The sequence below is a fragment of the Streptomyces sp. PTY087I2 genome (genome assembly GCF_001687325.1).
In the GTDB taxonomy this organism is placed as follows: Bacteria; Actinomycetota; Actinomycetes; order Streptomycetales; family Streptomycetaceae; genus Streptomyces.
Genome location: NZ_LZRD01000005.1, coordinates 103,037 through 117,140 on the forward strand (window position 1 = coordinate 103,037; position 14,104 = coordinate 117,140).

General features: G+C 72.7%; 8 protein-coding genes. 2 read left to right on the plus strand and 6 right to left on the minus strand.

Translation table 11 applies throughout. The features are described 5' to 3' along the window. Window positions 1-65: 65 nt before the first annotated feature. Window positions 66-1,601, plus strand: coding sequence for an ATP-dependent DNA ligase (locus tag A3Q37_RS06795; RefSeq protein WP_065479040.1), 1,536 nt, complete (start codon window positions 66-68; stop codon window positions 1,599-1,601). A 46-nt stretch (window positions 1,602-1,647) separates the two neighbouring features. Here A3Q37_RS06795 and A3Q37_RS06800 read toward each other — a convergent pair whose 3' ends face one another. Further along, window positions 1,648-3,009, minus strand: coding sequence for an NAD(P)/FAD-dependent oxidoreductase (locus A3Q37_RS06800; protein WP_065479049.1), 1,362 nt, complete (start codon window positions 3,007-3,009; stop codon window positions 1,648-1,650). A 223-nt stretch (window positions 3,010-3,232) separates the two neighbouring features. Between A3Q37_RS06800 and A3Q37_RS06805 the strand changes: the two genes are divergently transcribed. After that, complete coding sequence (locus tag A3Q37_RS06805; protein ID WP_065479053.1) at window positions 3,233-4,825, plus strand: fused MFS/spermidine synthase; 1,593 nt, start codon at window positions 3,233-3,235, stop codon at window positions 4,823-4,825. 123 nt (window positions 4,826-4,948) lie between these two features. On the opposite strand, the gene A3Q37_RS06810 is transcribed toward A3Q37_RS06805, so the two are convergent. From A3Q37_RS06810 to A3Q37_RS06830, 5 genes are all read right to left on the minus strand, one after another. After that, window positions 4,949-6,730: an ABC transporter ATP-binding protein gene (locus tag A3Q37_RS06810; RefSeq protein WP_065479057.1), complete on the minus strand. Its 1,782-nt coding sequence runs from the start codon at window positions 6,728-6,730 to the stop codon at window positions 4,949-4,951. After that, complete coding sequence (locus A3Q37_RS06815; protein WP_065479059.1) at window positions 6,727-8,589, minus strand: ABC transporter ATP-binding protein; 1,863 nt, start codon at window positions 8,587-8,589, stop codon at window positions 6,727-6,729. The genes A3Q37_RS06810 and A3Q37_RS06815 overlap by 4 nt, the downstream gene beginning before the upstream one ends. A gap of 159 nt (window positions 8,590-8,748) precedes the next feature. Further along, window positions 8,749-10,233 carry a Gfo/Idh/MocA family protein gene (locus A3Q37_RS06820; RefSeq protein ID WP_065479062.1) on the minus strand — a complete coding sequence of 495 codons (1,485 nt, stop codon included), beginning with the start codon at window positions 10,231-10,233 and terminating at the stop codon, window positions 8,749-8,751. 265 nt (window positions 10,234-10,498) lie between these two features. Next, on the minus strand, window positions 10,499-13,453 hold the full coding sequence (locus A3Q37_RS06825; protein WP_065479065.1) for an FAD-binding and (Fe-S)-binding domain-containing protein: 2,955 nt from the start codon (window positions 13,451-13,453) through the stop codon (window positions 10,499-10,501). Between the two features lie 51 nt (window positions 13,454-13,504). Next, window positions 13,505-14,005 (minus strand): MarR family winged helix-turn-helix transcriptional regulator, encoded by a 501-nt coding sequence (locus A3Q37_RS06830; protein WP_065479068.1) that lies wholly within the window; start codon window positions 14,003-14,005, stop codon window positions 13,505-13,507. Window positions 14,006-14,104: the final 99 nt, after the last annotated feature.

Here is a 14,104-nt window from a genome sequence, read left to right on the forward strand (position 1 = left end):
GGCGTCCGGTGCGTCCGGTGCCTCTCCGGCGGGCGGTGCGCTCCGCCCCGTAGCACCATGGGCGCATGCTGCTCGCCGAGCTCGCCCAGGTGTCGCTGGAGGTCGCCGCCACCTCCGCCCGGTCCCGGAAGGTGGCGCTCCTCGCCGGCCTGTTCCGGGACGCCGGACCCGAGGACGTCCCCGTCGTCATCCCGTACCTCGCCGGACGGCTGCCCCAGGGCCGGATCGGGGTGGGATGGCGGACCCTCGGCGACCCGGTGGAGCCCGCGGCGGAACCCACCCTCACCGTCACCGGTGTCGACGCCGGACTGACCGCCCTCGCAGCCGTCTCCGGACCCGGCTCCCAGGCCCGGCGCAAGGAGCAGCTGCGCGCCCTGTTCGCGGCCGCCACCGAGGACGAACAGCGCTTCCTGCGGGCCCTGCTCACCGGCGAGGTGCGCCAGGGGGCCCTGGACGCCGTCGCCGCCGACGCCCTGGCCCACGCCGCCGACGCCCCGCCCGCCGACGTCCGGCGCGCCGTGATGCTCGCCGGGTCGCTCCAGGAGGTCGCCGGGGTCCTCCTCGCGGACGGGCCCGAGGCGCTCGCCGCGTTCCGGCTAACGGTCGGGCGGCCCGTCCAGCCGATGCTGGCCCACACCGCCGCCTCGGTCACCGAGGCCGTCGAGAAGCTCGGCCCCTGCGCGGTCGAGGAGAAGCTCGACGGCATCCGGGTGCAGGTCCACCGCGACGGCGACCGCATCCGCGCCTACACCCGCACCCTCGACGACATCACCGACCGGCTGCCCGAGCTGACCGCCGCCGTCGCCGCCCTCCCGGCCGGCCGCTTCATCCTGGACGGCGAGGTGATCGCCCTGGGCGAGGACGGCAGACCCCGGCCTTTCCAGGAGACCGCATCGCGGGTGGGCTCACGGCGGGACGTGGCGGAGGCGGCGGCGCACGTGCCCGTCGTCCCGGTCTTCTTCGACGCGCTCCTCGTCGACGACGAGGACCTGCTCGACCTGCCCTTCACCGACCGCCACGCGGCCCTGGCCCGGCTCCTCCCCGAGCATCTGCGGGTCCGCCGCGCGCTCGTCCCCGACGCGGAGGACCCGGGGGCCCGCGCGGCGGCCGACGCGTTCCTCGCCGACACCCTGGAGCGCGGTCACGAGGGCGTCGTCGTCAAGGACCTCGCCGCCGCCTACAGCGCGGGCCGCCGGGGCGCGTCCTGGCTGAAGGTGAAGCCGGTGCACACCCTGGACCTGGTGGTGCTGGCCGTCGAATGGGGCAGCGGCCGGCGCACCGGCAAGCTTTCCAACCTGCACCTGGGCGCCCGCCGCCCGGACGGTACGTTCGCGATGCTCGGCAAGACCTTCAAGGGGCTGACCGACGCCCTGCTGGAGTGGCAGACCGAGAAGCTGGGCGAGCTGGCCACCGACGACGACGGCCATGTCGTCACCGTACGCCCGGAACTCGTCGTGGAGATCGCCTACGACGGACTCCAGCGCTCCACCCGCTACCCCGCCGGGGTCACCCTCCGCTTCGCCCGCGTCCTGCGCTACCGCGACGACAAGACCGCCCAGGAGGCGGACACCGTGGAGACGGTGCTGTCCCGGCAGCGGTGAGCGCGCCCCTGTCCTGAAGGGGCGCGCTCGTACGGGGCCCGGCGGCTCAGTGCTTGATGACCGTCGCCGCCGTGTGCTCCTTGATCTGCTCGGGCGTCAGATACACGTCCGTGTACTCGAAGTCCCGCAGCGTCGCGGGCTTGCGGGACTGGAACCCGGTCCGTACGAAGTCGTCACCGGCGACCGCGTTCAGCATCCAGTTCGTCATCACCCGGGTCTTCGCCACGTTCGTCCGCAGCGCCGACCAGTGGTAGCCGCGCGCCACCGCCTGCGCGGGCAGCCCGCGCAGCTCGATGCCCAGCGGCTTGGACACGGCGTCCTTGCCGCCGAGGTCCACGACGAGCCCCAGATCCTTGTGCACGTAGTCCTTGAGCGGCTCGTGGCGCAGCGAGGCGATCAGATTGTCCGCCAGCACCCGGCCCTGGCGCATCGCGTGCTGTGCGGTGGGCGGGCAGACCGCCCCGTCGCCCTTCGCCAGGTCGGGCACCGCGGCCGCGTCGCCGAGCGAGAACACCCCGTCCGCGCCCGGCAGTCTCATCTGCGGGGTCACGGCGAGCCGCCCGCGTACCGTCTCCGCGCCCAGCGTGGCGACCAGCGGGCTCGCGGCCACTCCGGCGGTCCAGATCAGCGTCCGGCAGGGCAGCACCCGGCCGTCGGTGAACGTGACCTCCTCCGGCCCCGCCTCGGCGATCGAGACCCCGAGTGACACCTCGATGTTCCGCTTGCGGAGCACCTCCAGTGCGGCCTGCCCGAGCTTGTCGCCGAGCTCCGGCATCAGCTTCGGCGCGATGTCGATCAGATGCCACTTGATCAGGCGCGGGTCAAGACGCGGGTAGTGCTTCACCGCGTTGGTGGTCAGCCGCTGGAGACAGGCGGCCGTCTCCGTGCCCGCGTACCCGCCGCCGACCACCACGAACTGGAGCCGGGAGGCCCGCTCGGCCTCGTCGTGACTGGCGTCCGCCAGATCCAGCTGGGCGATGACGTGGTCCCGCACGTACGCGGCCTCGGCCAGCGTCTTCATCCCCCGCGCGTTGTCCAGCAGCCCGGGGATGTCGAAGGTGCGGGTGACGCTGCCCGCCGCCAGCACGAGGTAGTCGTACGGCTCGTTCACGATCTCGTCCGTGATCTTCCGGATCACACAGACCTTCGCCTGTGTGTCCACGCCGATCGCCCCGCCCGGCACGATCCTGGTCCGGTGGCGGCGGCTGCGGCGCAGCGACACCGCCACGGACTGCGGCGTGAGCACCCCGGACGCCACCTGGGGGAGCAGCGGCAGATACAGCTGGTACGAGAACGGCGTGACGAGCGTGATCTGGGCCTCGCCCGGAGCGAGCCTGCGCTCCAGACGGCGTACGCACTCGACGCCTGCGAAGCCGGCGCCGACGACGAGAATCCTGGGTGGTGCCACGGTCTGCGTCCCTTCTCGGGCTTGCGTGGTTCTGCGCTCGCCTGCCCCGTTTACCGGGTGATTCACCCCTCATCCTCACCGCAGGCTCCGGCATCCGCCTCCTGACAGGGGTGAAACGGGGCCCGGACAGTGGGGCGGGGCTGTGTTCGGGAAACGGCCCCGGGCCCGGACGTGCTTACGTCGGACGGGAGTTCGGCCGCCTGCCCCGTGCGAGGATGCTGCGGTGACCACCTCGCCCTCCTCGCCCGTGGCCGACGACTCTCCCGTGTCTTCCGCGGGCTCTCCCGTGTCTTCCGTGGGCGACGGTTCGCCCCGCGACCGGGGCCTGGGTTCCCGGGCCGCGGCGGTCCTCGTGTTCGGGTCGTCGGCCGCGGTCCTCGTGGTCGAGATCGTCGCCCTGCGGCTGCTCGCCCCCTACCTCGGCCTCACCCTGGAGACCAGCACGCTGGTGATCGGCATCGCGCTGACCGCCATCGCCCTGGGTTCCTGGCTGGGCGGGCGCATCGCCGACCAGGTCGATCCGCACCGGCTCATCGCCCCGGCGCTCGGCGTGTCGGGCGTGGTCGTCGCGCTCACCCCGCTCCTGCTCCGTACCACCGCCGAGTGGTCTCCCGCGCTGCTCCTGCTGGTCGCGTCGGCGACCCTCCTCGTCCCGGGCGCGCTGCTCTCCGCCGTCACCCCGTTCGTGACGAAGCTGCGGCTCACCAGCCTCGCCGAGACCGGGACGGTCGTCGGGCGGCTGTCGGGCGTCGGTACCTTCGGAGCCATCGTCGGCACCGTCCTCACCGGATTCGTCCTGGTCACACGGCTGCCGGTCAGCGCCATCCTGATCGGCCTGGGCACGCTGCTGGTGCTGGGGGCCGCCGTCACCGGCTGGCAGGCCCGGCGCTGGCGGCGCGCCACGGCCGTGGCCCTCGCCACCGTCGTCGCGGGCACCCTCGCCACCGGGTTCGCCCCGGGCGGCTGCGACGCGGAGACCCGCTACCACTGCGCCCGGATCGTCGCGGACCCCGACCGGGACACCGGCCGCACCCTCGTCCTGGACGGCCTGCGCCACTCCTACGTCGATGTCGAGGACCCGGCGTACCTGAAGTTCGCGTACGTACGCGCCTTCGCGTCCGTGGTCGACACCGCCTTCCCCGAGGGCGAGCCGCTGACCGCCCACCACATCGGGGGCGGCGGCCTCACCTTCCCCCGCTACCTCGCGGCCACCCGCCCCGGAACCCGCAGCCTCGTCTCCGAGATCGACCCCGGGGTCGTCCGCATCGACCACGACCGGCTCGGCCTCGGCACCCCTGCCGCGACCGGCATCGACGTACGGGTGGAGGACGGGCGGCTCGGCCTGCGGCGGCTCGCCGCGCGCAGCCACGACCTGGTCGTCGGCGACGCCTTCGGGGGCGTCAGCGCGCCCTGGCACCTCACGACGTCCCAGGCGCTCAAGGACGTACGCCGGGCGCTCGACGCGGACGGTCTGTACGTCACCAACCTCATCGACCACGGCCGGCTCGCCTTCGCCCGCGCCGAGGTCGCCACCCTCGCCGCGACCTTCCCGTATGTCGCGCTGCTCGGGCAGCCCGCGGACATCGGCCTGGACCCGACCGCTTCGGTCGTCGGCGGCAACATGGTGGTCGTCGCCTCCGCCCGGCCGCTCGACGCCCCCGCCATCCAGGAAGCCATGGACGCCCGGGACGTCGGCTGGAGGATCGCCACCGGCGACACCCTCACCGCCTGGACGGGGAACGCCCGGGTGCTCACCGACGACCACGCGCCCGTCGACCAGCTCCTCCAGCCCCACCCCGTCCCAGCGGCCCGGTGACATCCGGACGGCTCGGTCGCGCCCGACCGGCCGGGTGACATCCAGGACGGCCGGTGAGACCGAACGGCCCGGTGACCCCACGCCGTTGAGGCGGGGTCACCGGGCCGTTCGGACAAAGACGCCTCACCCGTGCCAGGACCGCCACAGCGACGCGTACGCGCCGTCCGCCGCCACCAGCTCGTCATGGCTGCCCAGTTCGCTGATCCGGCCGTCCTCCACGACCGCGATCACATCCGCGTCGTGCGCGGTGTGCAGCCGGTGCGCGATCGCCACCACCGTACGGCCCTCCAGCACCCGGGCCAGGGAACGCTCCAGATGGCGGGCGGCCCGCGGGTCCAGCAGCGAGGTCGCCTCGTCCAGCACCAGCGTGTGCGGATCGGCGAGCACCAGCCGGGCCAGCGCGATCTGCTGCGCCTGCGCCGGGGTCAGTGCGAATCCGCCCGAACCGACCTCGGTGTCCAGCCCCTTCTCCAGAGCCTTCGCCCAGCCGTCCGCGTCGACCGCGGCCAGCGACGCCCACAGCTCCGCGTCCTCGGCCCCCTCGCGGGCGAGGCGCAGATTGTCCCGGAGCGAACCGACGAAGACATGGTGCTCCTGGTTGACCAGGGCCACATGCTCACGGACCCGCTCCGCCGTCATTTGCGACAACTCCGCCCCGCCGAGCGTCACCTCACCGGTGCGCGGGGCGTAGATCCCCGCCAGCAGCCGGCCCAGCGTCGACTTGCCCGCGCCGGACGGGCCGACCAGGGCGAGCCGGGTGCCCGGAGCCACGTCGAGCGACACCTGGTGCAGGACGTCGACGCCCTCCCGGTACCCGAAACGGACCTCGTCCGCCCGTACGTCCCGGCCGTCGGGGCCGACCTCGGCGTCGCCCGCGTCCGGCTCGATGTCCCGGACGCCGACCAGCCGCGCCAGCGACACCTGGGCCACCTGGAGCTCGTCGTACCAGCGCAGGATCAGCCCGATCGGATCGACCATCATCTGGGCCAGCAGCGCCCCCGTCGTCAGCTGCCCGACCGTCAGCCAGCCCTCCAGGACGAACCAGCCGCCGAGGAGCAGGACCGCGCCGAGGATCGTCACGTACGTCGCGTTGATGACGGGGAAGAGCACCGAGCGCAGGAACAGCGTGTACCGCTCCCACGCGGTCCACTCCTCGATCCGCCGGTCCGACAGTGCCACCCGGCGGCCGCCGAGGCGGTGCGCCTCCACGGTCCGCCCCGCGTCCACGGTCTCCGCGAGCATCGCGGCGACGGCGGCGTAACCGGCGGCCTCCGAGCGGTACGCGGACGGGGCGCGGCGGAAGTACCAGCGGCAGCCCACGATCAGCACCGGCAGCGCGATCAGCACGGCCAGCGCCAGCGGGGGAGCGGTCACCGTCAGCGCGCCGAGCAGCAGACCCGCCCACACGACGCCGATCGCCAGCTGCGGCACGGCCTCGCGCATCGCGTTCGCCAGCCGGTCGATGTCCGTGGTGATCCGGGACAGCAGATCGCCCGTCCCGGCCCGCTCCAGCACACCGGGCGGCAGCCCGACGGACCGGACGAGGAAGTCCTCGCGCAGATCCGCGAGCATCTCCTCGCCCAGCATCGCGCCCCGCAGCCGCATGGAGCGGGTGAACAGGACCTGGATGACCAGCGCCACCGCGAAGATCGCGGCCGTACGCTCCAGATGCAGATCGGTGACCCCGTCCGAGAGGTCCTCGACCAGACCGCCCAGCAGATACGGTCCGGTGATCGAGGCGATCACCGCCACCGCGTTGACCGTGACCAGGACGGTGAACGCCCTGCGGTGCCGGTGCAGCAGACTCCGTACGTAGCTCCGCACGGTCGTCGGTGTGCCCACGGGCAGCGTCGTCGCCGACTCCGGGGCCGCGGGGTCGTACGCCGGGGGTGCGACGCCGATCATGCCCTCTCCTCGATTTCCTCGATGCTCTTCATGGCGGGGACGTCGTCGCTCTTCAGGACGGGGACGTCGCCGACGCCGTTGACCGCGTTCGCGGCGGCCGCCTCGTCGTCGGTCTCGCGGGTCACGACCGCCCGGTAGCGCGGTTCGGTGCGCAGCAGGTCGCGGTGGTTCCCCACGGCGACGACCGTGCCCTCGTGGACGAGGACCACCCGGTCGGCGGCGTCGAGCAGCAGCGGCGACGAGGCGAACGCCACCGTCGTACGTCCCTGGCGCAGCTTCGCGATCCCGGCGGCGACCCGTGCCTCGGTGTGCGAGTCGACCGCGGAGGTCGGCTCGTCCAGCACCAGCGCCTCCGGGTCGGTGACCAGGGACCGGGCCAGCGCGAGACGCTGGCGCTGGCCGCCGGACAGGGACCTGCCGCGCTCGGTGATCCGGGTCCGCATCGGGTCCCCGTCACTGTCGGCGGACGCCTGGGCGAGGGCGCTCAGCACATCGCCGCACTGGGCCGCCTCCAGCGCCGCGTCCGCGGTGACCAGGCCCGACGACGGGACGTCCAGCAGCTCCCGGAGCGTGCCGGACAGCAGTACCGGGTCCTTGTCCTGGACCAGGACCGCCGCTCGCGCGGCGTCCAGCGGGATCTCGTCCAGGGCGACCCCGCCGAGCAGCACTGACGGGACCGCCGCGGCCTCCCCGTCGTCCTCACCGGTCTCCGCGTGGCCGCCGAGCCGTTCGGCCAGCCGGCCCGCCTCGTCCGGGTCGCCGCAGACGACGGCGGTGAACTGCCCGCGCGGGGCCATCAGCCCGGTCGCCGGGTCGTACAGATCGCCGGTGGGCGTCACCCCCTCCACCGTGGCCTCCTGCGCACTGCGGTGCAGCGACAGCACCCGCACCGCACGCTGGGCGGACGGCCGCGAGAAGGAGTAGGCCATGGCGATCTCTTCGAAGTGACGAAGAGGAAACAGCATCAGGGTGGCCGCGCTGTAGACCGTGACGAGCTGGCCGACGTCGACGCGGCCGTCCCGGGCGAGCGTCGCCCCGTACCAGACCAGGGAGATCAGCAGGATCCCCGGCAGCAGCACCTGCACCGCCGAGATCAGCGCCCACATCCGGGCCGAGCGCACGGCCGCGCGGCGGACCTCCTGCGAGGCGCGGCGGTAGCGGCCGAGGAACAGCTCCTCGCCGCCGATCCCGCGCAGCACCCGCAGCCCGGCGACGGTGTCCGAGGCCAGTTCGGTGGCCTTGCCCGCCTTCTCGCGCTGTTCGTCGGCGCGGCGGGTCGCGCGCGGCAGCAATGGCAGCACGGCCAGGGCCAGCACCGGCATGGCGAGTGCCACCACCAGCCCGAGGGACGGCAGGTAGATCGCCAGGCCGACGCAGATCACCACGAGGGCGGTGGCCGCGGCGGCGAACCGGGAGAGGGCTTCGACGAACCAGCCGATCTTCTCCACGTCACCGGTCGACACGGCCACGACCTCACCGGCCGCGACCCGGCGGGTCAGCGCGGAGCCCAGCTCGGCGGTCTTGCGGGCGAGCAGCTGCTGGACCCGCGCGGCGGCGGTGATCCAGTTGGTCACGGCGGTCCGGTGGAGCATGGTGTCGCCGACGGCGATCAGCACGCCGAGGGCCACGATGAGACCGCCCGCCAGGGCGAGCCGCCCACCGGAGCGGTCGATGACGGCCTGGACGGCGAGCCCCACGGTGAGCGGCAGACCGGCGATGCCCAGCTGGTGCAGCAGCCCCCAGGAGAGGGACTTCAGCTGTCCGCCGAGCTGATTGCGGCCGAGCCAGAACAGGAAGCGAGGGCCCGAACGTACATCGGGGTCGCCGGGATCCGAATACGGAAGGTCGCGAATCTGCATGACGTCCCAGGGCTCGTGAAACGGAGATCCGGAAAGGACCTCGAAGACGGGGTGACGTGCAAGGCTCCCTGTTCGTCCCGTTCCGGGGCAACCGGTTTTATTCCGGTCGCCCCCGCCCTGCGGGGTTCCGGGCCGGACGGGCCCGGAACCCCGGAGACGTCACTCCGCGGGCTTCTCCGAGTCCATGCCGGACCGGGCCTTCTTCCACTCACCGCGAGTGAAGTCAGGTATCGGCAGGGGCGCGCCTTTGGCCTTGATGGACAGATGGCTCAGCGGCACGGGGGCCGTCCAGACCGCCGCGTCGTACACGTCGAAGTCGGGCACCAGACCGAGCCGCATGCACTGCATCAGGCGGAACACCATGATGTAGTCCATCCCGCCGTGGCCGCCCGGCGGGTTGGCGTGCTCCTTCCACAGCCAGTGGTCCCACTCGGCGTACTTCTTGAAGTCGTCCCACTGGTGGTTCGTGTTCGTGGGCTCCAGATAGATCCGCTCCGGGTAGTCCTCGAACACGCCCCGGGTCCCGCCGAGGCTGTTGATCCGCGAGTACGGGTGCGGCGACGACACATCGTGCTCCAGCCGGATCACCCGGCCCTTGGCGGTCTGCACGAGGCTGATCGTCCGGTCGGCCCCGATGTACGACTCCTTCCAGCTCGGGTCGCCCGGCTCCATGTGCTCCTCGCGGTACGCGGCGAGCCCCAGGGCGGTGGTGCCGACACTGCTGATGCTGACGACCCGGTCGCCCCGGTTGACGTCCATGTAGTTGGCGACCGGACCGAACCCGTGGTTGGGGTAGAGGTCACCGCGCAGCCGGGTGTGCCACAGCCGTCGCCACGGACCCTCGTAGTAGTCGGGGTCGAACATCAGCTCGCGCAGATCGTGGTTGTAGGCCCCCGCGCCGTGCTGGAGCTCGCCGAAGAGACCCGCATGCGCCATCCGCAGCACCCGCATCTCGTTCTTGCCGTAACAGCAGTTCTCCAGCTGCATGCAGTGCCGCCGGGTGCGCTCGGAGAGATCCACGAGCTGCCACAGCTCTTCCAGGCGCATCGCGATCGGGCACTCCACCCCGACGTGCTTGCCGTTCAGCATCGCCGTCTTCGCCATCGGGAAGTGCAACTCCCACGGCGTCGCCACGTACACGAAGTCGATGTCCCCGCGCTTGCAGAGGTTCTCGTAGTCGTGCTCGTCCTTGGCGTAGACCGCGGGGGCGGGCTGACCGGCGGCCGTCACCTTCTTGGCGGCCTTCTCCGCCTTGTCCCGGACCGGGTCGCACACCGCCTTGACCTGGACGCCCGGGACGGCGAGGAAGAGGTCGATCATGCTGTCGCCGCGGTTGCCGAGGCCGATGATGCCGACCCGGACCGCGGAGCGCCGCTCGAAGGGCACGCCCGCCATGGTGCGGCCCTGCCGGGGAGGGGCGGCGGCCACCGCTTCCGCGGCGGCGACGGCTTCGGGAGCACTCGCCCCGGCCGCCGACGCGGTCCCGCCGCCCAGTGCGCCGAGGCCGAGTCCGGCCCCGGCCACGCCCGCCGTGGTCCACAGCACCGAACGGCGGCTGGGATCCCGCCGGTTCGCCTCGTCGGCCGCGCCGCTGTGCGGGGGGATGTCGTGCGGTTCCGGTGCGGGCCGGGCGTCGTCGTTCATCGAGCCTCCAGGTGGGGTGTGGGGGTTCAGACGGTGCGCGAGCGCGCCCGGTCCCGCCGTACGGATACGGGCGGGCGGGACCGGGGCTCGGTAAGGACCCTGGAGGGTGAGGCTGATGGTGCGCAAGGGAAGTATTTGGACTCTTGTCCTCAAACCTTGGACTTTTCTCACGGCACGCCGAAGCCCCGACTGGTGCAACCAATCGGGGCCTTCACACGCTCATCTGTGCAGGCCGGCGGGGGTGTTGACGCCCGCCGTCAGCGACTCACGGGAGAGTCGGGCGGGTGGCGTGTTCCAGTTCGATCAGCGCCGAGCGGTACGGATGTCCGGTGGCGCGTTCCATGCCGATCTCGCACATCCGGTTCGCCGACAGGTAGGCGTCGTAAGGGCGGCGGTCGACCTCGGCCGCCTCCTTGGCCGTCGCCGAGTCGGTCAACTCCTTGTGCAGCATGCCCCGGTCGCCGGCGAACGCACAGCACCCCGCGTCGTCCGGGACCACGACCTCCCGGGCGCAGGCCTCGGCCAGCGCCCGCAACTGCCCCACATCACCCAGATGTTGCATCGAGCAGGTCGGATGCAGGACCGCCGAGCCGGCCGTCCGGAACACCGTCAGACGCGGCAGCAGCTCCTCGGACGCCCACACCAGCGAGTCCACGACGGTCAGTTCGCGGTGGAGCGCCCGGTTGTCCTCGGTGAGATAGGGCTCCACCTCCTCGGCGATGCCGAGCGTGCACGAGGAGGCGTCCACGACCAGCGGCAGCGTCCCGCCCGCCGTCCAGCCCCAGGCGGCCTCCACGATGCGGTTCGCCATGATCCGGTTGCCCGCGTCGTACCCCTTGGAGTGCCAGATCGTCGCGCAGCACGTCCCCGTGACGTCCTCGGGGATCCACACCGGCTTTCCGGCCCGCCCGGACACGGCGACCACCGCCTCGGCCAGGGAGAGCACCGGCCCCGCGTCGCCGTCGTCCGGCCCGGCGAAGATGCGGTTGACGCAGGCCGGGTAGTACACCGCGCTCGCCCCGACGCGTGCGGTGTCCGGCAGCCGCCGGGCCGCCGCACCGGGGATCTGCGGCAGCCACTCCGGTACGAGATCGGGGCGCACGGCCCTGCGCGCGAGCCGCGTCACGGCCTGGAGCGGGGCGTCTCCGACCCGGTCCCCGACGGTGTCGGCCGCTGCCACGGCCAGCCGCGCCGAGGCCTCCACCGCCCGGAAGTTCTTCGCGGTGAGCGCCGCGATCCGCTCCTCGCGCGGGGTGTGCCGGCGGTGCCGGAAGCCCTTCATCATCGCCCCGGTGTCGATGCCGACCGGGCAGGCGAGTTTGCAGGTGGAATCCCCGGCACAGGTGTCCACGGCGTCATAGCCGTACGCGTCCAGAAGGCCGGACTCCACCGGTGAGCCGTCACTCTGGCGCATCATCTCCCGGCGCAGCACGATCCGCTGGCGCGGAGTGGTCGTCAGATCCTCACTGGGACAGGTCGGTTCGCAGAAGCCGCACTCGATGCACGGGTCGGCGACCGCCTCCACCTTCGGAATGGTCTTCAGACCCCGCAGATGGGCTTGCGGATCCCGGTCCAGCACGATCCGCGGGGCGAGCACCCCGGCGGGGTCGATGACCTGCTTCGTCCGCCACATCAGCTCCGTGGCGCGCGGCCCCCACTCGCGCTCCAGGAACGGCGCGATATTGCGGCCGGTGGCGTGCTCCGCCTTGAGCGACCCGTCGAACCGGTCCACCACCAGCGCGCAGAACTCCTGCATGAACGCGTCGTACCGGGCCACGTCGGCCGGCTTCGACGCGTCGAACGCGAGCAGGAAGTGCAGATTGCCGTGCGCCGCGTGACCCGCCACGGCGGCGTCGAAGCCGTGGCGCGACTGGAGCTCCAGCAGCGCCGCGCAGGCGTCCGCCAGCCGGGCGGGCGGCACCGCGAAGTCCTCCGTGATCAGGGTCGTGCCGGAGGGCCGGGACCCGCCGACGGCGGTGACGAACGCCTTGCGGGCCTTCCAGTACCCGGCGATCGTCCCGGCGTCCCGGGTGAACGCGTTGGTCACGGACGCCGCCGGACGGACGAGATCCAGCCCGGCCACGACCGCGTCCGCCGCCCGCTCGAACGCCGCCTGGCCCGCCTCGTCGGCCGCCCGGAACTCCACCAGGAGCGCGGTCGTCTCCCGGGGCAGCGCCGCCCAGTCCGCCGGAACACCCGGCACGCTGACGGAGGCGCGCAGGGTGTTGCCGTCCATCAGCTCCACGGCGATCGCCCCCGCCTCGTTGAACCGGGGCACGGCGGCCGCGGCGGCGGTGAGGGAGGGAAAGAACAGCAGGGCGCTGGAGACCCGCCGGTCGAGCGGGAGGGTGTCGAAGACGACCTCGGAGATGAAGCCGAACGTGCCCTCGGAGCCGACCATCAGCCCCCGCAGGATCTGCACCGGCGTCGCCCCGTCGAGGAAGGCGTCCAGGCGATAACCGTTGGTGTTCTTGATCGTGTACTTGGCGCGGATCCGGGCGCTCAGCTCCGCGTCCGCCTCGATCTCCGCCTTCAGCTCCAGCAGCCCCGCGCACAGCTCCGGTTCCGCGTGGGCCAGCTCCTCGTCGGCTGCGGGGTCCGCGGTGTCGACGACGGTGCCGCTCGGCAGGACGAAGGTGAGCGAGGCGAGCGTCCGGTAGGAGTTGCGGGTGGTGCCGGCCGTCATGCCCGAGGCGTTGTTGGCGACGACCCCGCCGAGGGTGCAGGCGATGGCGCTGGCCGGATCGGGGCCCAGCAGCCTGCCGTACCGGGCGAGGGCGGCGTTGGCCCGCATGACGGTGGTGCCCGGCAGGATCCGGGCGCGCGCCCCGTCGTCCAGCACCTCCACGCCGGTCCAGTGGCGGCGTACGTCGACGAGGAGTTCCTCGCCCTGCGCCTGGCCGTTGAGGCTGGTGCCCGCGGCCCGGAAGACCACGGAACGGCCCTTGCCGTGGGCGTACGACAGGATCGCGGACACGTCGTCGAGATCCTCGGGGACCAGCACGACCCGGGGGAGGAAGCGGTAGGGGCTGGCGTCGGAGGCGTACCGCACGAGGTCGGAGATCTTCCAGAGCACCTTGTCCGCGCCGAGCAGGGCGGTCAGCTCGCTCCGCAGTGGCTCGGGCGTGCCGCCGGCGCTGCGGTCGGTGACCCGGTCGGGGGCGGGCTCCCGTGGCGTTCCGGGACGCAGGGCTTCCGGGTCGGGCTCCAGCAGCGGCATGTCGGCCTTCCCCTCGGCTCGGTGCTCGGCGGTGGCACGCGGCGACGGTGCTCAGCAGTGGCGCTCCGGCATTCCGTCGACCAGAGCGGACAGCAGCTCGCCGAACACCTCGCGCTGATCGGCGGTCAATGGAGCCAGGATCTCCTCTGCGGCGGCCCGGCGCGCGCTGCGCAGGGAGCGCAGCGTGGCGCGCCCCTCGTCGGTGATCTCGATGCGGACCACCCGGCGGCTGTCGGGATCCGGGGCGCGGCGCACCCGGCCGCTCGCCTCCAGGGCGTCGACCAGCGTGGTCACGGCGCGCGGGACGACGTCGAGCCGTCGGGCGAGATCCGCCATCCGGGGGGCCGCGTCGTAGCTCGCGACCGTCCGCAACAGCCGGAACTGGGCCGGAGTGATGTCGATCGGCTCCAGCTGGCGGCGCTGGATGCGGTGCAGCCGCCGGGTGAGCCGCAGCAGCTGCTCGGCGAGCAAGCCGTCACGGGCATCCCGGGAGTCACGCGAATCGCGGGAATCAGGGGAGTCGGAGGTGTCGGGGGAATCCGGTGCGTCCATACGGGAACAATATCAGGACCTTGTTCATTGTGAGTATAGGTAACAATGAGCTAGGCTCTCACTGCGCGAGGCCGGGACTGCCCGGCCGCGCCTCACGCC